The 26,538-nt window shown below is 74.4% G+C and carries 26 protein-coding genes and 1 tRNA gene; 11 read left to right on the top strand and 16 right to left on the bottom strand.

Annotated elements, in window-relative coordinates:
• Positions 1–51 precede the first annotated feature (51 nt).
• Entirely contained in the window at positions 52–2,208 is a 2,157-nt protein-coding gene (locus IEY94_RS08900; RefSeq protein WP_189169605.1) for a (Fe-S)-binding protein, read from the bottom strand.
• Between the two features lie 8 nt (positions 2,209–2,216).
• Positions 2,217–2,480 carry a cell division protein CrgA gene (locus IEY94_RS08895; protein WP_189169604.1) on the bottom strand — a complete coding sequence of 88 codons (264 nt, stop codon included), beginning with the start codon at positions 2,478–2,480 and terminating at the stop codon, positions 2,217–2,219.
• Between the two features lie 284 nt (positions 2,481–2,764).
• On the opposite strand from IEY94_RS08895, the gene IEY94_RS08890 reads away from it, so the two are divergent.
• The 4 genes from IEY94_RS08890 to IEY94_RS08875 are packed head-to-tail and all read left to right on the top strand — an operon-like array spanning position 2,765 to position 5,429.
• Positions 2,765–3,571 (top strand): DUF881 domain-containing protein, encoded by an 807-nt coding sequence (locus IEY94_RS08890; protein WP_189169603.1) that lies wholly within the window; start codon positions 2,765–2,767, stop codon positions 3,569–3,571.
• The gene (locus IEY94_RS08885; RefSeq protein ID WP_189169602.1) at positions 3,568–4,557 is read left to right on the top strand and encodes a class E sortase; all 990 of its coding nucleotides are present in this window, start codon (positions 3,568–3,570) and stop codon (positions 4,555–4,557) included. The genes IEY94_RS08890 and IEY94_RS08885 overlap by 4 nt, the downstream gene beginning before the upstream one ends.
• A 4-nt stretch (positions 4,558–4,561) precedes the next feature.
• On the top strand, positions 4,562–4,735 hold the full coding sequence (locus IEY94_RS08880) for a hypothetical protein (protein ID WP_189169873.1): 174 nt from the start codon (positions 4,562–4,564) through the stop codon (positions 4,733–4,735).
• 43 nt (positions 4,736–4,778) lie between these two features.
• The gene (locus IEY94_RS08875) at positions 4,779–5,429 is read left to right on the top strand and encodes an aminodeoxychorismate/anthranilate synthase component II (protein ID WP_189169601.1); all 651 of its coding nucleotides are present in this window, start codon (positions 4,779–4,781) and stop codon (positions 5,427–5,429) included.
• 135 nt (positions 5,430–5,564) lie between these two features.
• On the opposite strand, the gene pknB is transcribed toward IEY94_RS08875, so the two are convergent.
• From pknB to IEY94_RS08840, 7 genes are all read right to left on the bottom strand, one after another.
• On the bottom strand, positions 5,565–7,292 hold the full coding sequence (gene pknB / locus IEY94_RS08870; protein WP_189169600.1) for a Stk1 family PASTA domain-containing Ser/Thr kinase: 1,728 nt from the start codon (positions 7,290–7,292) through the stop codon (positions 5,565–5,567).
• Positions 7,289–8,665, bottom strand: a complete 1,377-nt coding sequence (locus IEY94_RS08865; protein ID WP_189169599.1) for a serine/threonine-protein kinase — start codon at positions 8,663–8,665, stop codon at positions 7,289–7,291. The genes pknB and IEY94_RS08865 overlap by 4 nt, the downstream gene beginning before the upstream one ends.
• Before the next feature lies 1 nt (position 8,666).
• On the bottom strand, positions 8,667–10,169 hold the full coding sequence (locus tag IEY94_RS08860; RefSeq protein WP_189169598.1) for a peptidoglycan D,D-transpeptidase FtsI family protein: 1,503 nt from the start codon (positions 10,167–10,169) through the stop codon (positions 8,667–8,669).
• On the bottom strand, positions 10,166–11,548 hold the full coding sequence (locus tag IEY94_RS08855; protein ID WP_189169842.1) for an FtsW/RodA/SpoVE family cell cycle protein: 1,383 nt from the start codon (positions 11,546–11,548) through the stop codon (positions 10,166–10,168). Before IEY94_RS08855 ends, IEY94_RS08860 begins: the two co-directional genes overlap by 4 nt.
• A 93-nt stretch (positions 11,549–11,641) precedes the next feature.
• Entirely contained in the window at positions 11,642–13,093 is a 1,452-nt protein-coding gene (locus IEY94_RS08850; protein ID WP_189169597.1) for a PP2C family protein-serine/threonine phosphatase, read from the bottom strand.
• Positions 13,090–13,572, bottom strand: coding sequence for an FHA domain-containing protein FhaB/FipA (locus IEY94_RS08845; protein WP_189169596.1), 483 nt, complete (start codon positions 13,570–13,572; stop codon positions 13,090–13,092). Before IEY94_RS08845 ends, IEY94_RS08850 begins: the two co-directional genes overlap by 4 nt.
• A gap of 5 nt (positions 13,573–13,577) precedes the next feature.
• Positions 13,578–14,315, bottom strand: coding sequence for an FHA domain-containing protein (locus IEY94_RS08840; RefSeq protein ID WP_189169595.1), 738 nt, complete (start codon positions 14,313–14,315; stop codon positions 13,578–13,580).
• A 312-nt stretch (positions 14,316–14,627) separates the two neighbouring features.
• On the opposite strand from IEY94_RS08840, the gene IEY94_RS08835 reads away from it, so the two are divergent.
• Both IEY94_RS08835 and IEY94_RS08830 read left to right on the top strand, forming a co-directional pair.
• Positions 14,628–14,713: transfer RNA gene (locus IEY94_RS08835), tRNA-Leu, on the top strand.
• Between the two features lie 107 nt (positions 14,714–14,820).
• A complete protein-coding gene (locus IEY94_RS08830) occupies positions 14,821–15,381 on the top strand; it encodes a hypothetical protein (protein WP_189169594.1) in 561 nt (186 codons plus the stop codon).
• A 214-nt stretch (positions 15,382–15,595) separates the two neighbouring features.
• Here IEY94_RS08830 and IEY94_RS08825 read toward each other — a convergent pair whose 3' ends face one another.
• Both IEY94_RS08825 and IEY94_RS08820 read right to left on the bottom strand, forming a co-directional pair.
• A complete protein-coding gene (locus tag IEY94_RS08825; RefSeq protein ID WP_189169593.1) occupies positions 15,596–15,958 on the bottom strand; it encodes an ArsR/SmtB family transcription factor in 363 nt (120 codons plus the stop codon).
• Entirely contained in the window at positions 15,955–16,575 is a 621-nt protein-coding gene (locus IEY94_RS08820) for an SRPBCC family protein (protein WP_189169592.1), read from the bottom strand. The genes IEY94_RS08825 and IEY94_RS08820 overlap by 4 nt, the downstream gene beginning before the upstream one ends.
• A gap of 130 nt (positions 16,576–16,705) precedes the next feature.
• On the opposite strand from IEY94_RS08820, the gene IEY94_RS08815 reads away from it, so the two are divergent.
• Both IEY94_RS08815 and IEY94_RS08810 read left to right on the top strand, forming a co-directional pair.
• Positions 16,706–17,776, top strand: a complete 1,071-nt coding sequence (locus tag IEY94_RS08815) for an NAD-dependent epimerase/dehydratase family protein (protein WP_189169591.1) — start codon at positions 16,706–16,708, stop codon at positions 17,774–17,776.
• Positions 17,773–18,576, top strand: a complete 804-nt coding sequence (locus IEY94_RS08810) for a WecB/TagA/CpsF family glycosyltransferase (protein WP_189169590.1) — start codon at positions 17,773–17,775, stop codon at positions 18,574–18,576. Before IEY94_RS08815 ends, IEY94_RS08810 begins: the two co-directional genes overlap by 4 nt.
• 298 nt (positions 18,577–18,874) lie before the next feature.
• Here the strand turns inward: IEY94_RS08810 and IEY94_RS08805 are convergent, their stop codons facing one another.
• From IEY94_RS08805 to IEY94_RS08795, 3 genes are read right to left on the bottom strand one after another with little or no spacing between them, the layout of a single operon-like run.
• A complete protein-coding gene (locus IEY94_RS08805) occupies positions 18,875–19,327 on the bottom strand; it encodes a hypothetical protein (protein ID WP_189169872.1) in 453 nt (150 codons plus the stop codon).
• A gap of 27 nt (positions 19,328–19,354) precedes the next feature.
• Positions 19,355–19,585 (bottom strand): DUF397 domain-containing protein, encoded by a 231-nt coding sequence (locus IEY94_RS08800; RefSeq protein WP_189169589.1) that lies wholly within the window; start codon positions 19,583–19,585, stop codon positions 19,355–19,357.
• Positions 19,546–20,430 carry a helix-turn-helix domain-containing protein gene (locus IEY94_RS08795; protein WP_189169588.1) on the bottom strand — a complete coding sequence of 295 codons (885 nt, stop codon included), beginning with the start codon at positions 20,428–20,430 and terminating at the stop codon, positions 19,546–19,548. Before IEY94_RS08795 ends, IEY94_RS08800 begins: the two co-directional genes overlap by 40 nt.
• Positions 20,431–20,975: 545 nt before the next feature.
• On the opposite strand from IEY94_RS08795, the gene IEY94_RS08790 reads away from it, so the two are divergent.
• Positions 20,976–21,272: a hypothetical protein gene (locus IEY94_RS08790; protein ID WP_189169587.1), complete on the top strand. Its 297-nt coding sequence runs from the start codon at positions 20,976–20,978 to the stop codon at positions 21,270–21,272.
• Positions 21,273–21,647: 375 nt separating this feature from the next.
• Complete coding sequence (locus tag IEY94_RS08785; protein ID WP_189169586.1) at positions 21,648–22,175, top strand: hypothetical protein; 528 nt, start codon at positions 21,648–21,650, stop codon at positions 22,173–22,175.
• Positions 22,176–22,218: 43 nt separating this feature from the next.
• Here the strand turns inward: IEY94_RS08785 and IEY94_RS08780 are convergent, their stop codons facing one another.
• Entirely contained in the window at positions 22,219–23,055 is an 837-nt protein-coding gene (locus IEY94_RS08780; protein ID WP_189169585.1) for a PASTA domain-containing protein, read from the bottom strand.
• Between the two features lie 240 nt (positions 23,056–23,295).
• Between IEY94_RS08780 and IEY94_RS08775 the strand changes: the two genes are divergently transcribed.
• Positions 23,296–24,921, top strand: a complete 1,626-nt coding sequence (locus tag IEY94_RS08775; protein ID WP_189169584.1) for a hypothetical protein — start codon at positions 23,296–23,298, stop codon at positions 24,919–24,921.
• A 60-nt stretch (positions 24,922–24,981) separates the two neighbouring features.
• On the opposite strand, the gene IEY94_RS08770 is transcribed toward IEY94_RS08775, so the two are convergent.
• The gene (locus IEY94_RS08770) at positions 24,982–26,457 is read right to left on the bottom strand and encodes a glutamate-cysteine ligase family protein (protein WP_189169583.1); all 1,476 of its coding nucleotides are present in this window, start codon (positions 26,455–26,457) and stop codon (positions 24,982–24,984) included.
• Between the last annotated feature and the right edge of the window lie 81 nt (positions 26,458–26,538).

Raw genomic sequence — 26,538 nt, 5'->3', positions numbered from 1 at the left:
TCGCACGACGCCCCGGCACCCGCGGGGCAACCCGGCCCCGCCGGGAACCGGTCAGCCGGACTCGGTGGTCCGCAGCAGGACGGAGGCGACGTCGACGACCTCGACCTCCTCGTGCCGGCCCTTGCCGGTGACGCCGTCGCTGATCATCGTCGTGCAGAACGGGCAGCCGACCGCGATCGTCCGGGCGCCCGTGGCCAGGGCCTCCTCGACCCGCTCGACGTTGATCCGCTTGCCGATCCGCTCCTCCATCCACATCCGGGCGCCGCCGGCGCCGCAGCAGAACGAGCGCTCGGTGTTGCGCGGCATCTCGGTGACGCCGCCGCCGACCGCCGCGCCGAGCACCTCCCGGGGCGGGGTGAAGACGCGGTTGTGCCGGCCCAGGTAGCAGGGGTCGTGGTACGTCACGCCGCCGGCCAGCGGCGTCACCGGGGTGAGCCGCCCGGTGGCGACGAGGTGGGCCAGCAGCTCGGTGTGGTGCACGACCTCGAAGGACCCGCCCAGCTCGCCGTACTCGTTGCCGAGGGTGTTGAAGCAGTGCGGGCAGGTGGCGACGATCTTCCGCTTGCCCGGCTCCCGCCCCTCGAACGCCTCGTTCAGGGTCTCGACGTTCTGCTGGGCGAGCATCCGGAACACGAACTCGTTGCCGATCCGGCGGGCCGGGTCGCCGGTGCAGGTCTCGCCGGCGCCGAGGACCGCGTACGACACCCCGGCCCGGTGCAGCAGCGTCGCCACGGCCCGGGTGGTCTTCTTCGCCCGGTCCTCGAAGGCGCCGGCGCAGCCGACCCAGAACAGGTACTCGAAGTCCTCGACCTCGCCGACCCGCGGTACGGCGAAGTCCAGGCCCTTGGTCCAGTCCGCCCGGGTGTTCGGCGGGGCGCCCCACGGGTTGCCCTTGTTCTCCAGGTTGCGCAGCATCACCCCGGCCTCGGCCGGGAAGCTGGACTCGATCATCACCTGGTACCGGCGCATGTCGACGATGTGGTCGACGTGCTCGATGTCCACCGGGCACTGCTCCACGCAGGCGCCGCAGGTGGTGCACGACCACAGCACGTCCGGGTCGATCACGCCGCCGGCCGCGGCGTCGCCGACCAGCGGCCGCTCGGCCTCGGCCAGCGCGAGCACGTCGACCCCGGCGAGCTGCTCGGCGGTGCCCTGCTCCTCGCCCATCAGGTCCTTGCCGCCGCCGGCCAGCAGGTACGGGGCCTTGGCGTACGCGTGGTCGCGCAGGCTCAGCACGAGCAGCTTCGGCGACAGCGGCTTGCCGGTGTTCCAGGCCGGGCACTGGGACTGGCAGCGGCCGCACTCGGTGCACGTACTGAAGTCCAGCAGCCCCTTCCAGGAGAACTGCTCGACCTGCGCGACGCCGAACTGGTCCTTCTCGGGGTCGGCGTCGTCGAAGTCGAGCGGCTCGCCGGCCGAGGTCATCGGCCGCAGGGCGCCCAGGCCGGAGCCGGCGGGCTTGGCCGGGTCCCGCTTGAACCAGATGTTCGGGAAGGCGAGGAACCGGTGCCAGGCCACGCCCATCGTGACGTTCAGGCTGATCACGATCAACCAGGTCATCGAGATGCAGATCTTGACCATGGCGGCGACGCTGATGCCGGCCGGCCAGGCCGGCAGCGCCGCGCCGACCCAGTGGCTGACCGGGGTGGCCCAGAACGGGTGCGCGAAGTGCCCGGTGGCGACCTGGAAGCCGCGGATGAGGAAGCCGCAGACCAGGACCGAGAGCACGACGTACTCGACGAAGTACGCCTGCCACATCGTCGAGCCGGTGAACCGCGACCGCCCGCCGGCCCGGGTCGGCAGGTTGGCCAGCCGGATCGCGATCAGCACCGCGATGCCGACCGTGCCGAGGACGCCGATCCACTCGGTGAGCAGGCCGAACGGCAGCCAGGTACCCAGCCAGGGCAGGTGCCCGGCCGGCGTGACCACCTCGAAGTACGCCTCCAGCACCAGCGTGGAGAGCGCGATGAACGCGATCATCACGAACCAGTGCGCGGCGCCGACGACGCTCCACTTGAGCATCCGGGTGTGGCCGAGCGTCTCGGCGAGCATGACCCTGGCCCGGGCCGGCCAGCTGCCGGTCCGGGTGGGGTCGGGCTGGCCGAGGCGGACCACGGCCAGGATCCGCCGGACGGCGCGGACGGCCAGCACGGCCGCGACCGCGGTGATCGCGGCCGCGACGAGCGAGGTGAGCACCTGGATGAGCATCCAGCGACTCAGCGCCAGCGGGAGAGGATGCCCAGGGAAGCCACCATGGCGCCGAACCCGACGGCCAGGTTCCAGTAGTGCCAGGACTTGACCGGGAACTCCTGCTCAGACAGGTAGAACACCACGAGCCACGCGATGCCGAAGAGGATCAGGCCGACCGCGAGGGCGGGCACCCACATCGGGCTGGGCTTCTTGCTCGCCGCGGCGGACGTCGCGCGCACCTCCGGCGGCGGCGCGTAGCTCTTCTTCTTGCGGACGGTTGACTTGGGCACGACGCTCTCCTGAGGGGCCAGTGGGCGAACACGCTCGCCGGGCGGCCCCTGCCCGGCCGGGCGGCGGAGCGCGGACCGGCCGAACGGACCGAGCCGCGCCGCCGGTCCTGCGGGTTGCGCCCTCCTCCGGGTCCCGGTATGGGTCCGGTGGCGCGCGGTCCCGCCCGGGTGACGGACGACGACGAATAATGTTCGAGAGCTAGCGTAGTCACATTCGGCCCGTCGAGCACCAGCGGACACCCCGTCCGTCGGCGCGCGACACGCCGCGGGAGCTTGGAGGCAGCGTGGAGTACACGTCCGGGACGTCATCGTGGCGCACCGCGGCACTCCGCTCGCTCCGGGCGCTGCGGCCCCGGCGCCGGCCCCGGTCGGGTTGGGCGGCGGGTGTACCGGTGATCGCGCTGGCCGCCGGCCTGCTGTTCACCACCTCGGCGACCACGGCCGAGGGGACGGCGCTGCGCGAGGACCGGCGCCCCCGGCTGGCCCAGTTGATCAAGCAGCGGCAGGAGCGGCTGGACCGGGCCGAGGCGCGCGCCGCCGAGCTGCGCCGGGCTGTCGCCGGCCAGACCGAGAATCTCGCTGGAACGGACGTTCCGGTACGACAGGAACGAGCCAGGGCAAAAAGGTTCGAGGCGGACGCCGCGTTCACGCCCGTACACGGCCCGGGACTCACCGTAAGGTTGGATGACGCGCCGCACTCCAGCCGGGCGGACCCGCCCCGCGGCGCGACCAACGACGACCTGGTCGTCCACCAGCAGGACGTGCAGGGCGTGGTCAACGCGCTGTGGGCCGGCGGCGCCGAGGCCATGGCGATCATGGAGGTACGGGTGATCTCGACGAGCGCGGTGCGCTGCGCGGGCTCGGTGCTCGCGCTGCACGGCCGGCTGTTCTCGCCGCCGTTCTCCATCACCGCCATCGGCGACCCCGACGCGCTGCGCGCCGCGCTCGCCGCGGCCCCCGACGTCGCCCGGTTCCGGGCCGACGCCAAGCAGTACGGCCTCGGCTATGAGGAGCGCGGCCACGCCGACGTCAAGCTGAAGGCGTTCGACCGCGCCGACGTCGTCCAGGCCGCCAGGGTGAGCCCGGAATGAGCGACGAGTACGACGTCCACCTCGACGGCGAGCGGCGGACCCGGCGCGGCCGGTACGACCGCGGCGGCAACGAGGGCGCGTACCGGCCCGGCCCGGCCGGCGGCGGCCGGCACCGCAGCGAGGACGCCGACGACCAGCCCGGCCTGCCGAGCTGGATCGCCGACCAGCCGCGCCCCGCCGGCCCGATCAACCCCGGCACGGCCCGCGGCAGCGCCGCCATCCCGCCCGCCGGCCTGACCTCGGCGCCGCCGCCCCTGCCCTCGGAGTACGGCCCGCCGGCGCCGACCCCGCCCGGCTCGTACCGCAGCCGCAACTCCCGCGACAGCGGCCCGTCGGTCGGCGGCTTCGTCCGCGGCACCATCCGGGTCTTCGGCGAGCTGATGATCACCTGCGGGCTGATCCTGCTGCTGTTCGCCGCGTACGAGATCTACGGCAAGACCGCGATCGTGGACGCCGCCCAGGGCGACCTGGACCGCGCGTTCGACACCCCGGCCGCCGCCGCCCGCCCCGGCGGCACGGGCAGCACCGGCAAGCCGCCGCCCGGCGGCGCGGTCGCCCGGCTGCACATCCCGCGGCTGGCGAAGAAGTGGGTCGTCGTCGAGGGCGTCGCGCCGAAGGACATCGAGGTCGCGCCCGGCCACTACCCCAAGAGCGCGCTGCCCGGCCAGGCCGGCAACTTCGCCATCGCCGGGCACCGGGTGAAGTCGACGTTCTGGGACCTGGACGACATGGTCAACGGCGATCCGATCGTGGTCGAGACCAAGACCACCTGGTACGTGTACAAGGTCGCCAGGACCAAGATTGTCAAGCCGTCCGCGGTCGAGGTCGTCGACCCGGTCCCGCCCGGCTTCGCCGCCGGCGACAAGCTCGTCACGATCACCACCTGCAACCCCAAGTGGGACAACTACGAGCGGCTGATCGTGCACGGCGCGCTCATCCGCAGCCAGCCGCGCGCGGCCGGCGACCCGCCCGAGCTGAGGGGCTGAGCCGATGTACGGCCTGATCTGGCGCCTGCTGCCCTTCGGCAGGCCCGGCAAGATCATCGGATCGCTGCTGCTGATCGCCGGCGCGCTCGCCCTGCTGTGGTTCGTGGTGTTCCCGTGGGCCGAGCCGCTGCTGCCGTTCGACGACGTCCAGGTCGGCGGGGTGGACACCACCGGCTGAAACGGCGCAGCGCGCGGGGCGCCGGATCGCCTAGGGTGACGGGGTGCGCGTACTCGTCATCGACAACTACGACTCGTTCGTCTACAACATCGTGCAGTACCTCGGCCAGCTCGGCGTCGACTGCGAGGTACGGCGCAACGACGAGCTGACCGTGGCCGCCGCCGGCCGGATCGACGCCGCCGGCGTACTGCTCTCGCCCGGCCCCGGCACGCCCGCCCGCGCCGGCATCTGCCTCGACCTGATCCGGGCCGAGGCGCAGACCCGCCCGATCCTCGGCGTCTGCCTCGGCCACCAGGCGATCGGCGAGGCGTACGGCGCCGTCGTCGACCGCGCCCCCGAACTCCTGCACGGCAAGACCTCGCTGGTCCGGCACGACGGGACCGGCGTGCTCGCCGGCCTGCCGGACCCGTTCACCGCCACCCGGTACCACTCGCTCGCCGTCCGGCCGGAGACGCTGCCCGACGAGCTGGCGGTCACCGGGCGCACCGACTCCGGCGTGGTCATGGCGATGCGGCACCGGGAGCTGCCGCTGGAGGGCGTCCAGTTCCACCCGGAATCGGTGCTCACCGAGGGCGGGCACCTGATGCTGGCCAACTGGCTGGCCGCGTGCGGGCATTCGGCGGCGCTGGAGCACGCGCCGGCGCTGGCCGCGGAGGTGGAGGCCCGGCGCCGCGCCGCCTTCGCCACCACCTGACCGACCGCCCGCATCGGCACGAGGTGGGCCGCAGCCGCCCCATCCGGCGGGGCATTGGGCATGGCGGCCGAGGGGCACGCCGACCCGCGGCGGCCTCAGGCCGCGCGCGGTGCCCTCGACGAACGGATGGCGGGTTCAGCGGGTCGGGTTGATCGGGGGGTTCGGGGGGAAGGTCGTCTCGGTCGGCGACGGCGTCGGGTTGTCCGTCGGCCGCTGCGCCACCGTGATCCGCACCGTCGACCCCACCTTCAGCACCGTCCCGCCCGAGGGCGTCTGGTCGGTCACCCGCCCGGCGTTCTGCGTCGACGGCTCGCCGTCCTCGGTGATCACCTCGAACCCGGCGCTGCGCAGCGCGTTGACCGCCGCGTCCACCGTCTGCCCGAGCACGTTCGGGACCTGCTTCCGGTTGCCCCGGGAGATCTGCACCTCGACCCGCGAGTTCAGCTCCACCGACCGGCCGGCGGTCGGCACCCGGACCACCGTGCCGCGGGTCGCGTCGCTGTCCACCTGCACGATGTTGGCGTTCAGCTTGACCTCGCCCAGCCGCCGCTCGGCCTCGGCCTGGGTGAGCCCGACCAGGTCGGTGGGCACCTGCACGGTGTTCGGCCCGGCGCACAGCCCGACCGTCACCGTGTCGCCCTTGTTCACCGGCGCGCCGGCCTGCGGGATCTGCCTGGCCACGGTGTTCTTGACGCAGGTGTCGTTCTTGATCGGGTCGCCGACGGCGTACACCAGGCCGACATCGCGGAGCGTGCCCTCCGCCGCCGTCGGCGCCTGGCCGACCAGGTTCGGCACGTCGACCGTCTGCGCCCGCGGCGGATTCTCCCGGGTCAGGCCGATGACCAGCGCCGTCGCGGCGATCACCGCCAGCGCCGCCAGCCCCGCGATCACCCAGGCCGACGCCTTGCGTCGCCGGGCGTTGCCCACCCCGGCCGCCTGCTGCGTCGCGGTCTGCCCGCCCGCCGCGGCGAGCTGCATCGTCTCGGCCTCGCCCAGTACCGGCGTCGCCATCACCGGGCGGCCGGCGGCGGCGCGCAGCACGTCGGCGCGCATCTCCGCCCCGGACTGGTACCGGTTCAGCGGGTTCTTCGCCAGCGCCTTGAGGACGATGGCGTCGATGTCCGGCCCGACCTCGGGGTTGAGCTGGCTCGGCGTCGGCGGGTCCTCCCGGACGTGCTGGTACGCCACCGCGACCGGGCTGTCCCCGGTGAACGGCGGGTGCCCGCAGAGCAGCTCGAACAGCACGCAGCCGGCCGCGTACACATCGGAGCGGGCGTCCACGGCCTCGCCGCGGGCCTGCTCGGGGGAGAGGTACTGCGCCGTACCGATCACCGCGCTGGTCTGGGTCATCGTCGTCGCGCCGCTGGCCAGCGCCCGGGCGATGCCGAAGTCCATGACCTTGACCTGGCCGTTGCGGTTCAGCATGACGTTGCCGGGCTTGATGTCCCGGTGGATGATCCCGTGCCGGTGGCTGAACTCCAGCGCCGCGCAGATGTCGGCGACGATCTCCAGCGCACGCCGCGGCATGATCCGGCCCTCGGCCGCCAGCACCTCCTTGAGCGTGCGGCCGTTGACGAACTCCATCACGATGAACGGGAGCACCTCGCCGGTCGGCGCGTGCTCCTCGCCGGTGTCGTAGACGGCGACGATCGCGGGGTGGTTCAGGGCGGCGGCGTTCTGCGCCTCGCGGCGGAACCGCTCCTGGAACGTGCGGTCCCGGGCCAGGTCGTTGCGCAGCATCTTGATCGCCACGTCGCGGCCCAGCCGCAGGTCGCGGCCGCGGTGCACCTCGGCCATACCGCCGTAGCCGAGCAGTTCGCCGACCTGGTACCGGCCGCCCAGCAAGCGGGCCTGCGCCGTCATGTTCGGGACCGTCCTTCACTCAATTCGTACGTGCCCACTATGCCCTGCTGCGGCGCGTACCGCGCGTTAGCCGGGCCCTGCGGCAGGAGGAATGTGATGACACCGACGCATGCCAGCAGGGCCAGCAGGCCCACCACCAGCGTAATGATCATGACGCGCCGGAACCATCGACCGGAGCCGCCGGACGCGGCCGGGTAACCGTAGCCGGGGGCCGGGGACGGATCGCGGTACGCCCCCCGCGCGGGCTGGCGGTGCTGCGGCGCCGGCGGACGGTACGGCACCGGCTGAGCACCCGCGGCGGGCCGGTCGGCCGGCGCCGCCGCGGGCGGATTCACCCGCCCGGGTGCGGCGCCGGCGGCCGCGGCCGCCGCCCCGCGCGGCGCGGCGGCGGGCGGCTGGTAGCGGGGCGCGGCGCCGGGCGCGCTGCCCCGGGCCGGCGGCGGGGTGGCCGCGCCGCGGGCCGGCGCGGCGCCGCGGGCCCCGGTGCTGGGGACGGCGGTACCGCGGGCGGGTCCGGGCGGCGCGGTCGGCTGGCGCGGCGGGCCGGGCGGGCCGGACGCCGCCACCGCGGCCTGCCGGGCGACCGCGGCGAACGCCGCCGCCGACGGCCAGCGGTCGACCGGCTCCTTGGCCATCGCCCGCTCGACGATCGCCTTGATGCCGGGCGGGATGTCGCCGGGCAGCGCCGGGGCCGGCTCCTGCGCGTGCTTCATCGCGATCTCGATGGGGTTGTCGCCCTCGAACGGCCGCCGCCCGGCCAGGCACTGGTACGCGACGATGCCGAGCGAGTACACGTCGGAGGCCGGCGACGCCTGCGCCCCGGTGGCCTGCTCGGGGGCGATGTACGACGCCGTACCGAGCACCGCGCCGGCGGCGGTGAGCTGGCCGACCAGCGCCGAGCGGGCGATGCCGAAGTCGGTGAGCACGAGCGTGCCGTCCGGGCGGACCATCAGGTTCCCCGGCTTCACGTCCCGGTGGATGATGCCCTTCAGGTGCGCGGCGTGCAGCGCCTCCGCCGCCTGCGCGACCAGCGACATCGTCCGGGCCGGGGTGAGCCGGCGGACCCGGGCCAGGGTGCGGGACAGCGCGTCGCCCTCGACGAACTCCATCACGAGGTACGCGGTCTGCTCCTCGTTGCCGTAGTCGTAGATGTCGACCACGCCGGGGTGGTTGATCGCCGCGATCGTGCGCGCCTCGCCGCGGAACCGCTCGGCGAAGCCGGGCTCCTCCAGCAGCGCGGGCAGCAGGATCTTGACGCCGACCGTCCGGCCGAGCACGTCGTCGGTGCCGCGCCAGACGTCGCCCATGCCGCCGCCGGCGATGCGCTCGTCCAGCCGGTACCGCCCGCCGAGGATCACCCCGGGGCTGAACATGTCAGCCTCCTCGCCGCGGGTCTTCGACCACCGCCCGCATGATCCGCCCCGCGATCCGGGTGGCCTCGCCGCTGCCGCCCTGGCCGGCGTTCTCCAGGACGACCGCGACCGCGGAGATCGGCGTGCCGCCGCTGTCCCGGACGAAGCCGATGAACCAGCCGTGGTCGGGGGCGTCGCCGTTCTGCGCCGTACCGGTCTTGCCGCCGACCTCGTACCCGCTGATCCGCGCGTTCGTGCCGGTGCCGTTGCGGACCACCGAGACCATCATCTGCCGCAGGTCGGCGGCGACCGCGCTGTTGACCGGCTCGCGCAGCTTGGCCGGCGAGGCGTTGTACAGCGTGCTGCGGTCCGGGCCGAGGAGCTGGCGGACCACGTACGGCCGCATCTGCTTGCCGTCGTTGGCGATCGCGCCCGCGATCAGCGCGCCCTCCAACGGGGTCATCCGCACGTCGCGCTGGCCGATCGAGGACTGGGCGACGGCCGCGGGGTCGTCCTGGCCGTTCGGGTTGCGCATCTCGCCGGTCTCGCTCGGGGCGGTGCCGATGCCGCCGTCGTCGAGCCGGCCGACGGTCAGCTCCGCGTCGCCGAAGCCGAACGCCCGCGCCTCCGACTTGAGCCGCTCCGCGCCGAGCTTGACGCCGAGCTGGGCGAAGCCGGTGTTGCACGACTCGGTCAGCGCCTCGATCAGCGTCACCTGCGACTCCGGGCAGATGCTCGGCACCGCGTTGCGGATCTCCTGGGTCGTCCCCGGCGGGCGGTAGCTCGGCCCGGCCGGGATGGCCGTGCCCGGCTCGTACCCGTTCTCCAGCGCCGCCGCGGCGACGATCACCTTGAACGTCGAGCCGGGCGGCAGGGTCTCGGCGGTGGCCCGATTGTTCAGCGGCTTGTCCGAGTCGGCGAGCAGCTTGTTGTACGCCGCCAGCGCCGTCTTGGTGTTGTGCACCACCAGCGGGTTCGGGTCGTAGCTGGGCAGCGACACCAGCGCCTGCACCGCGCCGGTGCGCGGGTCCAGCGCGATCGCCGCGCCGCGGCTGGCGTCGACCTGGTTGCGGGTCAGCTCGGTGAACGCCGCCTGCTGCGCCCGCTGGGACAGGCTGAGCAGCACGTTCCCGCCGCCGGTCTTCTTGCCGGTCAGCATCTCCTTGATCCGGTCGCCGAGCAGCCGGTCGGAGGAGCCGGCGAGGAACGCGTTCTCCGACCGCTCGATGGCGATCGAGGCGAGGTCCAGCGGCTTGTAGCCGACGACGTGCGCGTACTGCGGCCCGAACGGGTACTTGCGCAGGTACCTGAACCGCCCGTCGGTGGCGACGCTGACGGCGAGCGCCTTGCCCTGCGCCTCGACGGCGCCGCGCTGGCGCAGGTACTCCTCCAGCTTGCCGCGGGAGTTGTACTCGCTCTCCCGGTACTCGTCGGCCTTGTACGCCTGGACCCAGTTGAGATTGCCGAACAGCAGGCCGAACAGGATCAGGACGACCACGCCGACCTTGCGGAGCGGGGCGTTCACGGTCGGATCACCTCTGTCTGGGCGCCGTGGATCTGGGCCGGCGGGGCGACCACGCCGCCGGGCCCGGTCTCGGCCGGCGACCGCGCGGCGTCGGAGATCCGCAGCAGTACCGCGATCAGCAGCCAGTTCGCCATCAGCGACGAGCCGCCGGCGGACAGGAACGGCGTGGTCTGCCCCGTCAGGGGGATTAACTTGCTGACCCCGCCGATGATGACGAACAACTGGAGGCCGAGGGTGAAGGCGAGGCCGCCGGCGACGAGCTTGCCGAACGAGTCGCGCACGGCCAGCGCGGTGCGCAGGCCCCGCTCGACGATGAGCAGGTACACCGCGAGCAGCGCGGTCAGGCCGAACAGGCCGATCTCCTCGCCCATGCCGGCGAAGATGAAGTCGTTGTGCACCTCGGGGATCTCGCCCGGCTGCCCGGCGCCCGGGCCCGCCCCGAACAGCCCGCCGGTGCCGAGGCCGAGCAGCGACTGGGTGAGCTGGAAGCCGCCGCCGTGCGCGTCGGCGAACGGGTCCAGCCAGGTCTCGGCCCGGACGACGAAGTTCTCGAACGGCCCGCCGAACGCCCGCCCGAGGTAGTACGCCGAGAACGCCCCGCCGAAGAACAGCGCCAGGCCGATGATCAGCCAACTCGCCCGCTCGGTGGCGACGTACAGGGTGGCGACGAACATGCCGAAGTACAGCAGCGAGGTGCCCAGGTCCTTCTCGAACACGAGCACCATCAGCGACAGCAGCCAGACCACGATGACCGGGCCGAGGTCGCGCCCGCGCGGGAAGTCGATGCCGAGGAACCGCTTGCTGGCCAGCGAGAGCACCTCGCGCTTGCGGACCAGGTAGTACGCGTAGAACGACAGCAGCATGATCTTGGCGAACTCGCCGGGCTGGATGCTGAACCCGCCCACGATGATCCACAGCTTCGCGCCGTTGATCTCGGACATGCTGGCCGGCAGCAGCGCCGGCAGCAGCACCAGGACGATGCCGACCAGGCACAGCGTGTACGCGTACTTGGAGACGATCCGGTGGTCGCGGACCAGCGCGAGCAGCGCGACCGCGCCGACCACCGCGGCCAGCGTCCAGCCGAGCTGGCGCCCGCCGACCCCGCCGAACACGGTCAGGTCGGTGACCGCCTCGCCGGCCTCCGGCGCCAGGTCGAGCCGGCGCAGGAAGCCCACGCCGACCCCGTTGATCAGGGCGACGGCCGGCAGGAGCACCGGGTCGGCGTACGGCGCGAAGATCCGGATCGCGACGTGCAGCGCCACGAACACCGCGGTCAGGATCGCGGCCGGCACCCAGAAGTCCGGGGTGACCCGGCCCAGCACGGTGCCCTCGACGATCGCCCCGTACGCGGCCACGATGCCCATCGCGAACAGCAGCATGGCCAGCTCGGCGTTCCGCTTGCCGCGCGCGGGGCGCGGCAGCGTTGCCGGCGCCGCCCCGGCGGTCACCGGGGCCCCTCGCCGCGCGGTGCGCTAGTCACGGACCACACAGTCGTCGGCGCCGGGCGTCGCGGTCGGCGGCGGCGTGGTCGCCGGGAACCCGAGCAGCGGGTCGGTCGGCGGCGGCGTCGTCCGGTCCGCGGCGGGGCGGGGCCGGCTCGACGCGCTCGGCTTGGCGCTGGCCGCCGGGGACGGCGTGGCCGGGCGGGCCGGCGACAGCACGATCGTCGGCGACGGCGTGACCGGCGACGGGCAGGTCGGCCGGCGGTTCGGGTTGGCCGGGTCCTCGCTGATCAGCCGGCCGAGCACGGCCTGCGCCTCGGACTGGTTGCGCGCCTCGATGCCGCGGCGGACCTCGTCCCGGGCGACCGGGGTCAGCTCCTCCAGGTCGATCATCGTGGCCTCGTGCACGCTGGACAGGCGCAGCCCGGCGATGTCGCCCGGCACGCCCTGGAAGATCGCCACCTTGCCCTCCCGGGTGGCGCCCACGTAGTACTGCCGCTGCGCCCACGTCCAGCCGCCCCACATCGCGCCGCCGACCAGGCCGAGCAGCAGCACGGTGAACACGGCCGCGCGCAGCGGCCGGCGGCGCTTCGGCGCCTCGTACTCGACCGCCGGCTCCGGCGCCGCCGGCTCGGGCGTCGCCGGGCGCGGCGGGGACAGCGCCGCGGAGGCGCGGGCCGCGGGCGTGGACTCGTCGGCGGCGGTGGCCATGCCGCGGTCGCTGGCGGCGGCGCCGCCGACCACCGGCGTGGACTCCACGATGTCGGCGTCGGTGGCGTCGGCGACGATCACCGTGATGTTGTCCGGGCCGCCGCCGCGCAGCGCGAGCTGGACCAGCCGCTGCACGCACTCCTGCAGGTCCGGGATCTCGGCCAGGGTCTGCGCGATCGTCTCGAACGAGACCACGCCGGACAGGCCGTCGCTGCAGATCATGTACCGGTCGCCGGGCCGCACCTGGCGGACCGAGAACTCCGGCTCGACGTCCCGGCCGTCCAGCGCCCGGGTGAGCAGCGAGCGCTGCGGGTGGCTGCTGGCCTCCTCGGGCGAGATGCGGCCCTCGTCGACGAGCATCTGGACGTACGTGTCGTCCTTGGTGATCTGGGCGAACTCGCCGTCCCGCAGCAGGTACGCCCGGGAGTCCCCGATGTGCACCATGCCGATCTTGGTGCCGGAGAACAGCACCGCGGTCAGCGTGGTGCCCATGCCCTCCATCTGCGGGTTGGCCGCGACCGTCTCGCGCAACTGCGCGTTCGCGGTCTCGACCGCCCCGCGCAGCGCGTCGACCAGGGCGTCGCCGGGCGCGTCGTCGTCCAGCGGGGCCATCGCGCCGATGACGATGTTGCTCGCCACGTCGCCGGCCGCCATCCCGCCCATGCCGTCGGCCACGGCGAGCAGCCTGGGTCCGGCGTAGACCGAATCCTGGTTGCCGTCGCGGATCAGCCCGCGGTCACTGCGGGCGGCGTAGCGCAGAGTCAGAGTCATGGGCGCAGCTCGAGAGATGTACGGCCGATGCGGATGGGGACCCCCAACGGTACGGGAGTCGGGCCCGTGACCTTGTTCCGGTCCAGGTACGTCCCGTTCGTCGAGCCGAGGTCCTCCACGAACCACTGCCCGCCGCGCGGCACGAGGCGCGCGTGCCGCGCGGATGCGTAGTCGTCGGTGATCACGAGGGTGGAGTCCTCCGCCCGGCCGATGGTGATCTGCGCCTCGCCGAGCGTGATCCGGGTGCCGGCGAGCTGCCCCGCGGTCACCACGAGCTGGTGCGCGGCCCGGCCCTTGGCCGGCTTGCCGGTCTGCCCACCGGCGAGGGTCGCCAGGTTCGCCCTGGGCGCAGCGACCAGCCGGCTCGGCCGGCCACCGGCGAACAGGTCCCGCCGGATGACCCCCACCACCGCGAACACGAAGATCCACAGCAGGATGAGGAAGCCGAACCGGGCAACCGTGACGACGATCTCGGGCAACGTCGCTAGCCGTCCACGCGGAACGTCAGGGTGGTGGTGCCGAGCTGGATCATGTCACCGGGGCTGAGGGACACCGCCGAGACACGCTGGCCGTTCACCATGGTGCCATTGGTGGAGCCCAGATCGGTCAGCACCGCCTGCGCGCCGTCGAAGTCCAGCCGCGCGTGGCGGCGGGAGATGCCGACGTCCGGCAGCCGCAGGGTGGCCTGGTCGCCCCGGCCGATCACCGTCGAGCCGGCCTGCAGCGGGTAGCTGCGGCCGTCGCCGGCCACCAGCCGGGCGCCACCCTGCTGGTGGTAGCCGCCACCGCCGCCGCCCGCGTCGTACTGGCCGGACTGGTACCCGCCCTGCCCCGCGGGGGCGACGTCGCCGCCGGTGTACACCTCGGCGGTCACCCGGAACATGCCGGTGTCCAGGCCCTCGCCGCGCTCGACCTCGACGATGACGTCGCCGTACACCGTCCAGCCCTGCTCGCCGATGAACTCCGCCTGCGACTGGGCCAGCTCCTGCGCCAGCGCGGCCGCGTAGGGGGCCAGCCGGCTGTGGTCGTACGGGGACAGGTCGATCACGTACCGGTTCGGCACGAGCGTGCGGCCCCCGGCCAGGATCGCCTTGTGCGCCTCCGCCTCACGCTGCATCGCGTTGAGGATCTCCACAGGGTGCACGACACCCTTGAAGACCTTGGCGAAGGCCCCCTCGACCATCCCCTCCAGGCGCTTCTCGAAGCGCTGTAGCACACTCACCGGCTCCTCCTCGGCTCCCGAGGCATCATGGTATCCGTCATCGGCACCGCCGCGACGCAGGCGACCGGCCGCCGGCCGGCGGCCGCCGCACCGACCCCGGCGGGGCCGGGTGCGCCGCGGCGCGGGGGCGGGCCCGCCGCGGCGCGGATATTCGTGGTCGTAATGCCCCGCGGGCAGACTAGTCTGTCAACGCACGTCGAATGAAGGCCGTCACCGCTGCCGGGGCACCCCACGTTCGTGGGACCGCGGTCGGTGGGGTAGCCTTCTCGAAGCGTTGACCACCGGCATTAGCGTGCCGGGGGACTTCCCGCTGGGGGAGTGGCGGAATGGCAGACGCGCACGGTTCAGGTCCGTGTGCCCGAAAGGGCGTGGGGGTTCAACTCCCCCCTTCCCCACCAGCGAACGGCCCGGCTTCCCGCCGGGCCGTTGTTCATTCACCCCCGTAAGCCTGAACCTCGGGCCGCGTACCGGCCCCACCGGCGGGGTGCGGCCTAGCCTCGGCAGCATGATCACTGCTCTCGCCCGGCCGGCCGCCGCCGTCGCCGCGCTCGCCGCCGTCCTCGGCGGTGCGCTGCCCGCCGCCGGCGCGCCCCGCCGGCACACCGGGTACGGCGCCTGCTCGCCGTACGCCGCGATCTCGTCGGCGCCGGGCCTGGCCACCACGTACTTCTACAAGCACTTCACGGCGACCGCGCCGGCCGCGCCGACGGTGACGTGCACGCTGGAGGTGCCGGTCACGGAGTACCCGGGGGACTTCGACGGGGACGTGACGATCGCCGCGAGCGCGGGCGGTCGGCTGGCGCTGGGCCCGGGGGGCACGGCGACGGTCACGATCGAGTCGGGGATGCGGGGGACGGCGCTGGTCCGGCACTCCGAGACGCTGACGGCGGCCGCGGGTGACCCGTGGTCGGTGTCGTCGACGACGCCGCATCGACTGCCGGCGGGGGCCAATTTGACGTTCGTGATCCGTACCACGGTGACGCTCACCGGCGTGGCGGGGTCGGTTTCCGTGACGTCTCTGTCGGCGAGTGGGACGGATGTGAGTCCGGGGGGTCGGCGGCGCTGACGGTTGTCCCCGGTTGTGGGGGCGGTGGGGAAGGGCGGGTGCCCCGGCCGGGGCGGTCAGGCTTGATCCCCTGCCGGGGCACCCGCCCCTCCCCACCTTCGGCCGCACGCGGTCTCGCAGTCGGTGGTCACGGAAACCTTTGGTGGCTGCTGGTGGTGGCTGGGGTTGGTGGGGCGGTGGCGGCCCGCTCCGCGTCCGCCGCACCCGCACCCGGTCAGGCGCCGCGTTGGTGGGGGTGGGTGGCGGACGGGGTGGGGCGGTGGCGGCGGCCGCGGGCCAGTTCGGTGGCCAGGGCGTCGAGGCGCTGGGGCCAGAACGCGCGGAAGCGGTCCAGCCAGTCGTCGATCGCGGCCAGGCCGGCCGGGTCGACCGCGTACAGGCGGCGGGGGCCGGCGGGGCGGACCGTGACCAGGCCCGCCTCGCGGAGCACCCGCAGGTGCTGGGAGACCGCCGGCTGGGAGATGCCGAACTCGGACCGGGCCGCCGCCGTCAGCTCGCCGGCGGCGGCCTCGCCGCCGGCGAGCAGTTCGAGGAGCCGCCGGCGTACCGGGTCGGCCAGCGCCTCGAACGGCGTCACGCCGTGTACGCGGCCAGGCACCGCTCGGCGGCCGCGCCGGCCCTCTCCGGGTCGGTGCCGGCGGCGACGCTGGCCGCCCGCCACGCCTCGCTGCTCGCGGCGATGTACGCCCGCCCCTCGGGCGTGCCGCCGAACGCCGCCGCCTCGGCCGGGTCGAGCGGCTTGCCGGCGAGGTACAGCTCCAGCCCGAGCAGGGCGAGGTCCCAGCCGAGGCCGACGGCGCCGGGGCCGTACTCGTCCCAGTGGTCGTCGATGTGGTTGACGTGGCGCAGTTCCAGGTCGGTGCCGCCGTCGGCCGGGGCCAGGACGGCCTCGACCCAGCTCACGCCGCCGCCGAACTCCCAGGTCAGGGCCAGCCGGCGCGGCGGTACGCACTCGCGGATGACGCCGCCGGCGTTGCCCTGGAGCTGGTACCGGCCGCCGGCGCGCAGGTCGCCGCTGACCGGCAGCAGCCAGCGGGGGATCCGCTCGGGGTTGGTGATCGCGTCCCACACGTCCTCGATCGGCGCGGCGTACCGCCGCCCGGCCACCAGGTCGGCCGCGGGCCGCCCCTGGTGCTCGCGCAGCGCCAGCCGGCGCACGACCCCGTCGATCCCGTCGATCCCGTCGTCACTCATCGGGCCTCCTTTTATAAGCTCTGACTTATATAAGCTAGCACTCATGAGTCGCGGGGCGCCACCGTTTCGGGCGGGCCGCTGGAGTACTGTCTGGGCAGCCGTTCCAGCACGCTCGGGAGTTGACTGAACCGTGGCTGTCGCACTGGTGACCGGGTCCGCCGGACTGATCGGGTCCGAGGCCGTCCGGCACTTCGCCGGGCTGGGCCTCGACGTCGTCGGCGTCGACAACGACATGCGCCGCGAGTTCTTCGGCCCCGAGGCGTCCACCGCGTGGAACGTGGTCGAGCTGACCAGCGAGCTGGGCGACGCGTACACCCACCACGACATCGACATCCGCGACCGGGGCGCGCTGGCCGGGATCTTCCGCCGGTACGGCAGGGACATCGCCGTCGTCATCCATACCGCCGCGCAGCCCTCGCACGACTGGGCCGTGCGCGACCCGTTCACCGACTTCGACGTGAACGCCACCGGCACGCTGAACCTGCTGCAGAACGTCCGCGAGCACTGCATCGAGGCGCCGTTCATCCACTGCTCCACCAACAAGGTGTACGGCGACCGGCCCAACAGCCTGCCGCTGGTCGAGCGGGAGACCCGGTACGAGCTGGCCGAGGACCACCCGTACTTCGGCGGCATCACCGAGGACATGTCGATCGACGCGTGCCTGCACTCGGTGTTCGGCGCGTCCAAGGTCGCCGCGGACGTGATGGTGCAGGAGTACGGCCGGTACTTCGATATGCGGACCGCCTGCTTCCGCGGCGGCACGCTGACCGGCCCCGCGCACAGCGCCACCGAGCTGCACGGCTTCCTCGCGTACGTGATGCGGTGCAACATGGAGCACCGGCTCTACAAGATCTTCGGGTACAAGGGCAAGATGGTCCGGGACGCCATCCACTCCTCGGACGTGGTCTCGGCCTTCGAGGCGTTCTTCCGGGCGCCGCGCAGCGCGGCGGTCTACAACCTCGGCGGCGGCCGGCACTCGAACACCTCGCACCTGGAGGCGTTCGCGCTGGCGCAGGAGATCACCGGGATCGAGATGATCACCGAGTACCACGAGGGCAACCGGGTCGGCGACCACCAGTGGTGGATCGGCTCCAACGCCGCCTTCGCCGCCGACTACCCGGACTGGAAGCAGGAGTACGACGTCCCGATGATCCTGCGCGAGATCCACGAGGCGAACGTCGGCAAGTGGGTCCCCGCGTGACCGACAGCAAGCGCAACGTGCTCGGCGTCCTGGTCGACGCGGTCGACTACGCCGCCGCCGCCGACCGGGTCGTCGCCGCCGCCCGCGAGCGCCGCCCGCTGGCCCTGACCGCGCTCGCCGTGCACGGGGTGATGACCGGCGTCCAGGACCCGGCGCACAACGCGCGGCTGAACTCGTTCGACGTCGTCACCCCCGACGGCCAGCCCGTCCGGTGGGCGCTGAACGTGCTGCACCGCGCCGGCCTGGGCGACCGGGTGTACGGGCCGGAGCTGACCCTGCGGGTGCTCGCCCGGTGCGCGGCCGAGGGCCTGCCGGTGTACCTGTACGGCTCCACCGACGAGACCCTGGGCCGGCTGATCCCGGCGCTGGAGCGGATGTTCCCCGCGCTGAAGATCGCCGGGTCCGAGCCGTCGAAGTTCCGCGCCGCCGCGCCCGGCGAGGACCGCGAGATCGCCGACCGGATCACCGCGTCCGGCGCGCGGCTGGTGCTGGTCGGGCTGGGCTGCCCGCGGCAGGAGATCTTCGCGTACGCCATGCGGCCGCTGCTGGACATGCCGCTGATGGCGGTCGGGGCGGCGTTCGACTACCACGCGGGCGGGCTGCGCAACCCGCCGCCGTGGATGCAGCGGTACGCGCTGGAGTGGCTGTGGCGCCTCGGCCTGGAGCCGCGCCGCCTGTGGCGCCGCTACCTGCTGCTGAACCCGGCGTACCTCTCCCGCCTGGCCGCCCAGCGCACGGGCCTGTGGCGCGCCACCCCGCCGCCCCCCACCGCCGACCGCCCGACCACCTTCGCCATCTGACGCACGAGCACCCTGTGCGACGCCAACTCCTTCGCTGATCGGTGGAGGAGCGCCCCGGACGCGGCCGCGTCGGGGGCGCAGGACCGGATCGCGGCGGCTGCCGCCTCCCGACGCACATGAGCCGGGGTACGCCGTCGTGGTCGGACGGCGTACCCCGGCTCACGGTGCGGCGCCGGCCGGCGGGGCCTGGCGGCGCCGGGTGAAAGCCCGCGGGGAGGTGCGTGCCTTCGGGGGAGGAGGCCGCCGACCCACCAGAGCGCGGGCTGTTGACCGTTGCGCACGGCCGGCGACCGGGTGCTCAGGCGCCGCGGTGCGGATCCTGGGCGTAGAGCAGTTCGAGAATGGAGCGGGTGGCCGCGAACCAGCGGTCCAGCCAGCCCGGCGGCAACTGGGTTCCCTTCGGTGGCAGTTCGAGCAGCAGACCCCGCAGCAGCGGGTGGTCGGCCACGGCGTGGCCCTGGTCGCCGAAGGCGCCGGCGAGGTCGAGGCCCGGGTCGCCGAGCCGGACCGGGTCCAGCTCCGGCAGCGGGCCGGGCGACAGGGCGGGCTCCGCCGGGTCCGGCCCGGGGTGGCCGAACCCGTCGCCCGGGCCGAGCTGGCCCGGCACCCGGGCGCGGCCGTTGTTCATCCGGCCGACCGTGGCGTTGCCGCCGCGCAGGGGGAGGCCGGGGACGGCGCTGTCGGGTTCACCGATGCCGCGGAAGCCGTTGAACTGGTTGCCCGCCGCATCGGGGAAACTCTCCGCTGCCATACCGGCCTTTCTCGATGTTTCGGACGGTCAGGGCAGGTCGAATTCGCCGTCCTTGGCGCCGCCGACGAACGCGTCCCACTCCGCGGGCGTGAAGAGCAGGGCGGGGCCGTCGGTGTTCTTCGAGTCCCGGACGGCGATGGCGCCGCCCACGAACGCGACCTCGACGCAGTTGTCGCAGTTGGGTCCGCTGCGCGCGCTCTTGAACCAGCGCGCCTCGGTCAGGTCGACCCGGAATCCCTTGGCCTCGACGAGTTCCACAGTGGCTCCTTTGCCAGCTTGCCCAGTTGGGCGACTGACTCCTCCGGACTGAGTGCCGCCGCACCGATCTCTTGGAAGATGATGTTGTACTTGCGCAGCTCCTCGGATTTCTCCAGGAACAGGCCGCCAGTCGCGTTCTCGGCGTAGACCACGTCCGGATCGTGTGGTCCCGGGAACCCGAGGATGGCGAAGGTACCGTCCATCCCCGCGTGCCCCCCGACGGAGAAGGGCAGCAACTGGAGCGTCACGTGCGGAAGATCCGCCGCCGTCACCAGGCGGTCGATCTGCGTGCGCATCACTGCGTCGCCGCCGACCGGCCGGCTGACCACCGCCTCGTCCAGCACCACCCAGAAACTGAGCGGATCGTCCTGTGTCAGCAACGACTGACGTCCCAATCGGACACGGACCCGGCGCTCCACTTCGTCCGAAGAGATGTCCGGGCGGGCCGCGCGGATCATCGCGCGGGCGTACTCGTGGGTCTGGAGCAGGCCCGGGACCACCTGCTGCTCGTACGCCTGCACCGACGACGCGGCGGCCTCCAGTCCGACGTAGGCACCGGTGAGCACCGCGCTGTACGGGTGCCACCAGCCCTTCTGCCGCGCCTGCTGGGCGATGTCCACCAACTCGGTGGCCACGTGTCCGGAAACGCCGTACCGCTCCAGCAGCCGGGCTACATCGCGGGGTGTAGCCGAGTTGTGCCCCGTCTCGATCCGCGAGATCTTCGACGTCGAACAGGCGAGGTGCGCGGCGGCGCCCTCGATCGTGATGCCGGCGGCTTCCCGGTATCGACGCAGCTCAGCGCCCAGTCTTCGGCGCCGGATGGTGGGGCTGGGACGGTCGGTCACGGCAACCTCCTCACGCCGCGGACACGGCGATGGCGGCCTGCCGACGCATGTCCGCGCCGGGACCCGAACGGTACCGGTGCCCCGAAAGTCCGCCACAGTGTTACGCCGTCCGACAAAGACCAGCAACCACCGAACGGGGTAGATGTCACCAACGCCACGTGGAATCTGCACGATGCAACTTGCATTGATCATGTTCGTCATGCAAGCTGTGCGTAGGGCAAGGGTTACTCACTGTTGGTTAAAGATCCATCGCGGGCGGACCAGCGAGTGCCCTCGCGTCCGGCGTACCAGCCGGGCGCGGATCCCCATCGGACACACGGCAAGTCGTACAGGCGCTCCGTGGAGAAAGCCCCGTCGGCACACGCGCAGGGCAAGGCTGCGCCGGTGGGCGCACCGCGGAGAAGACGGGTGTTGACCGGTTCGGCGGTACCTCGATGGGGCGGCGGCTCGCGCCCCGGCCGGGCCGGTCAACCCCGCCCGTTCCCCCGGTTCCACCCCCGCTCGACCCTCGTTTCACGACGATCCAGCTCGGGACAGGAGTCCAAGTGCTACCCCGATCCGGCGATGTTCTGGAAGTGACCCGCTCGGCCAGCGTGCAGTTCGTCTCCCCGCTGCTGTTCCGCGTCATCCGGGTCCTCGACTGGCCCACGTACGACGGCTGGGCGTGGCTGGACGGCTACAGCCTGAACGCCGCCGGCGACGCCGTCGAGCGCCGGTCGATCTTCGTCCAGGTGCACGGGCTGCGCCAGGTCACCGCGTGCGCCGAACCGCGCGGCCGGACCGCGCGCCGCGGGCGGGCGACGGCCCCGCACCCGCGCAGCCGCGCCGCCTGTCTGAACTGACGCTCGGTACACCCCCTCCCCACGTGGTCCATCCGGCCCGCCGCCGGCGGCACTCCCCCGCGCGGCGGGCCGGATGGGCCCACCCGCACAACCCGGCGACACCGCCACCCGGCTGACCACCCGGCTCGGCGGCTGACCGGCCGGCCCGCGCCGCCCGGTACCTGCCGAACGACGCGGCCCCGCCGCCCGCTGCCGGCCGTGCGGCCGCGGATCGATGGTCCGCACCCGGTGGTCGGGTGCGGTGACCCGGCGGGCGGTCGGACGAGGGTCGATATGCGGCGCGGCCCGACGCCGGTGCCCGTACGATCGACAGTGGCCCCCCACGGCTGAAGCCCCGCGCGCCACCCGGACCCCGACACCACGGGGGCAGGCGCCATGCAGCACGTCCGCGACACCGCACCACCCGGTCGCCGCTGGCCCACCGCGGCCGTCGCGGTGGCGGTGGTCGGCTGTGGCGGGTTGCTGGGCGCGGCGCTCGGTGCCGGGGCCGCCGGCGGGCGGACGCCGTCCGCGCCGGCCTGCACCCCGACTCCCGCCCCCGCGGCCACGCCCGGCCGCGTGCTGCGCCTCGTCGCATACGCGTGCGCCACCCCGCGGCCGCCCGCCGCCACCCCGGCGCGACCGCGGGCGAGCGCGCTGCCGCCGCCCGGGCCGACCGCGCCGCCGGTACCGGTCGCCACCCCGGCCCCCGCGACGCCCGCCCGCGCCGAGCCGGCGGGGCGGCTGCGCTCGGCCGCGGCGCCCGCACCGCGCCACTCACCGCCGGCGGTACCGCAGGCCGCGGGTCCGCCGGGCCCGCTGGCCGCGACGTCCGGCCGCTCCCTGGTGTACACCGGCGCGGCCGGCCTGATCACGGCCGTCGCCGGAATGATCATGCTGGCCTGGCGCCGCCGCTACTGGTGACGGCGGCGGACGGCGCCGGCCCTCATGCGGACCGAGGCGCGGGTCAGGTGAGTTGGGGGGTGGGTTCTTCCGTTTCCGGGGGGTCCGTCTCGGCCGGCTCCTCGGCGATGGTGAGGGTCACCACCGTGTCGTTCGGGTCGACCTCCTCGCCCGGGCCCGGGTCGGTCGCCAGGACCGTGTCGGGGTCGGCCTCGTCCGTGACCCGGTACCGCAGGCGGTAGTTCAGGCCCGCGGCGTCCAGCCGGCGCTGGGCGTCGGCCCGGCTGCCGCCGACCACGTCCGGGACCTCGACCAGCTCCGGGGCGACCGTGGTCCGGGTCGGGCGCGGCACCGTCCGGGTCGGGGCCGCCGTCGTCGGGCGGGGGCGGGCCGAGGTGGCGGACGCCGTCGGGGTCGGCGCGGCCGGCTCGTCGTCGTCGCCGAAGGCCAGCCACAGGCCGTAGCCGAGGGAGCCGAGCAGCAGGACCGCCACCAGGCCCAGCAGGACCGGCAGCCACCACCGCTTCGGCTCGCCCGCCGGGGCGCCCCAGCCGGGGTCGGGCTCGGCCGCGGGTACGTACTGCGGGACCTCGGCCCGGGCCGACCACTGCCCCGGCCCGCCGGGCACGCCCGGCATCACCGAGGTGGCGTCCGGCGGCGCGGGCCGGCCGGGCATCGCGGCGGTCGCGTCGGTACCGCCCACCGCCGGCATCCGCGTGGTGGCGTCGGCCGGCGGCGCGGCCTGCCCGGGCCGGCCGGGCTCCCCGGCCGGGTGGATCGGCGCGGTGTGGCCGGGCTCACCGCCGGGTGGGCCGGCGGGGGGCATCGGGGCGGTGTGGTCGCCGCCGGGGGAGCCGTCGTCCGGCCACCGGCCGCGCTGCCCCGGCTCGTCTCCCGCCATGCCGGCCCTCCTAGCCCTCGACGTCGCCCACCAACCTAGCGGCCGGGCGCCGGACCCGCGGGCCGCGACACCGTTCACCCGTTGGGGGCATGCGCGCAGGGCCGGACGGACCGTTCCGGCCGGGGCGACGGCGACGGCGTCGCCGCAGCTCACCGCTATGCCCGGCGGTGGTACGGCCCTTCCGTAGCGCGGCGTTTGCGTCGTTCGCCAGCGCGCGGCGTCCTGGCTAGGCTGCGCCCCATGGCCGGACGAGGCTGGGCAACATCGATCGCCACCGCGCACGGCGTGGCGGCGGGGGTGGGTGCTGCCCAACTGGGCCTCGGGTACGGGCTCGGCATCGTGAGCTGGCAGCCGCCGGCCGACGCCGACAGCGCGACCGCGTGGGCGGTGAACGTCACCTGGTCCGTCTGGATCACCGCGACCGCCGTCATCATCGGGGCGCTCGCCGCCGACCGGCTGGCCTGGCGCAGCCGCGGCCCGGCGGCCGCCCCGGCGCCGGACCCCACCCCGGGCGGGCTCTGGCGCCTGGTCCTCGCCGCCGCGGCGGCGCTCGGCGGGCTGGCCGCGGTCGCGCTGATCGCGATCCCCGCCCGGGACGCCCCGGTCAACGGCCCGCTCGGGCCGGCCGCCGCGGCCGCCGGGTACGCGCTCGCCGGCCTGGTCCTCGGCCTCGCCGTCGCCGGGCCCGCGCTGCGCTCGCCGGCCGTCGCCGGCAACGTCGTGCTCACGATCGCCGCCGTGTGGGTGGTCACCATCCTGTCCGTGGTCGCGGGCGCGCTCGGCGCCGGCTCCGGGGCCACCGCGCTCGGCGCCTGGCCGCTGGCGGCCGGGTCGGCGGTGTGGTTCCGCGGCCTGCACGTACCGGCGGCCGGGCTGAGCCTGGGCCTCGCCCTCCTGCTCGGCGCGGCCGGCGCCCTCGCCGTCCGCCGCTGGCCGGCCGGGCGCCTCGGCACGGCGGTCTCCGGCGCGGCCGGCCCGCTGCTGGTCGCCGTCGCGTACCTGATGGCCGGCCCGCGCGTGACCGGCGCCTCGACCACCCAGCTCTCGGCGTTCCTCATCGCCCCGTACGCCGTCCTGGCCGGCCTCGCCGGCTCCCTCCTGGTCACGGGGCTCACCGGCAACGCGGGCCGCCCCGCCGCCGGCCCGGACCCGCGCCCCCGCGCCGGCCGCGCCGCGGTCCCGGCCCCCGAACCCCGCCGCCCGGCCGCCGCCGCCCCGGCCCCCGCACCCGCCGAGGCGCCCGCGGCCGCCCCCCGCCGCCGGGCCACCGCGGCCCGGGCCGGCGGCGCGGGCACCGCGAGCAGCCCGGCGGACACCCCCGCCGACGCCGGACGCCGTACCGACCGGCCGGCGGAGGACGGCGAGAAGCGGGGCGGCGGTTGGCTGTTCGGCCGCGCTGCCCGCGAGAGCCGCGAAACGAGCCGCGACGCCGCCGCGGCGCCCGGCCCCGACACCCCACCGGCCGGCCGCCGTACCACTCCCGCTCCGGCCCCCCGCCGCGCGGGCGCGGACACCGAGACCCGCCGCACCCCCGCCACGGCCGGGTCGGCCGACCGCCCGGCGGCCGCCGACCGCGCCCCGAGCACCGACCGGACGCCCGCCGCCGACCGCGGCACCGCCGCGGCCCGCGCCGCCGGCACCGACAGCCCGACAGCCGCGGGCCGCACCACCACCCCGGCCGGCGCCCCCGACAGCCCGACCGCGTCGGGCTCCGGCGGGGGAACGGCGGAGGGCAGCCGGGCCGCCAAGTCCGCCGGCCGGTCGGCCGCCCGCCGGGAGACCGGCGACGACGAGCCCCCGGCGCCGCCGAAGCGCCCGCGCAGCCGCCGCGCCGCCACGGCCGACCCGTTCACCGAGGACGACTGACCCGGCCACCCGGCGGCCGGTCGGTCCGGGATGGGCCGGGACCGGGCGAGGGGAGCCGCGTCAGCCCACCGGCCAGAGGTGGACCGGTACCTCGGTGCGCTGCAACTCGCTGTACCGCTGGAGCATCGCCCGCAGCGCCGCGTCCCGGTCCAGGTGGTGCCGCTCCCCGTACGCCACCATCTCCGTCTGCCACACCGCCCCGTTGCGCCGCGTCCGGCACCGCCCCTCGACCACCCCGAGCAGCCGGTCCCGGATGGGCGCGTCGACCCCGTACCGGTCCAGCCCCTCGGCGGCCTGCGGCAGCAGCTCGTCCAGCACCAGCTTCGTCACCGGCGTGTCGCCGCGCCGCGGCCAGCGCACCGTGGCGCCGATGCCGCGCCGGGCGGCCGCGTGGAAGTTCTCCTCGGCCGTACTGAACGGCAGCATCGTCCAGATCGGCCGGTCCTGCTCGGCGAGGTACCGGGTCAGCCCGAAGTAGAAGGCCGCGTTGGCCAGCATGTCGACGACGGTCGGCCCGGCGGGCAGCACCCGGTTCTCGACCCGCAGGTGCGGGCGGTCGTTCATGATGTCGTACACCGGCCGGTTCCACCGGTAGACCGTCCCGTTGTGCAGGGTCAGCTCGGCCAGCTTCGGCACCCCGCCGGAGCGCAGCACGGCGAGCGGGTCCTCGTCGCCGCAGATCGGCAGCAGCGGCGTGAAGTACCGCACGTTCTCCTCGAACAGGTCGAAGATCGAGGTGATCCACCGCTCGCCGAACCAGACCCGCGGCCGGACGCCCTGCGCCTTCAGCTCGTCCGCCCGGGTGTCGGTGGCCTGCTCGAACAGCGCGATCCGGGTCTCGGCCCACAGCCGCCGCCCGAACAGGTACGGCGAGTTCGCCCCGATCGCCACCTGCAGCGCGGCGATGGCCTGGGCGGCGTTCCAGTAGTCGGCGAATGTGTCGGGCGCGACCTGCAGGTGGAACTGCACGCTCGTGCAGGCGGCCTCGGGCGCGATCGAGTCGGCGGACTCGCGCAGCTCCTCGACGCCGCGGATGTCCAGCGGGATGTCCTCGCCGCGGGTGTCCAGGATCTCCTCGTTGAGCACGTGGTACCGGTCGTTGGTGGAGATGCTCTCCCGGGTGGTGTGCCGGGTGGTGAGGGTGGGCAGGATGCCGACGAGCACGATCCGCGAGTCGGCCCGCCGGGCCCGCTCGGCGGCCCGCTCGAGGCTCTCGGACAGCTCCTTGTCGTACGCGTCGAAGCCCTCGCCGGCGATGAGCCGGGGCGCCGCGTTCAGCTCCATGTTGAACCGGCCCAGCTCGGTCTGGAAGGCCGGGTCGTCCAGGTGGTCGAGGATCTCGTCGTTGCGCATGGACGGCTCGGCGTCGGGATCGACGAGGTTGAGTTCCACCTCCAGCCCGGTGGTGGGCCGGTCGGCGTCGAACTGGAACTCGTCCAGCATCAGCGCGAAGACGTCGAGGCACTGGCGCACCTTCTGCCGGTACCGTGCGCGGTCCGCGCGCGTGAAGCTGCGCTGATTGACGTCCTTGCCCATGCCCTGCCTCCCGTGCACGCGGGGTGCCGCCGCGTCGACCCTCCACGGTAGTGAGCCCCAACGCCGGGAAGCTAGGGACAA

Origin of the sequence: Pilimelia anulata (assembly GCF_014647895.1) — a bacterium.
Taxonomy (GTDB): Bacteria; Actinomycetota; Actinomycetes; order Mycobacteriales; family Micromonosporaceae; genus Pilimelia; species Pilimelia anulata.
This window is presented reverse-complemented; position numbering and strand designations above follow the sequence as displayed.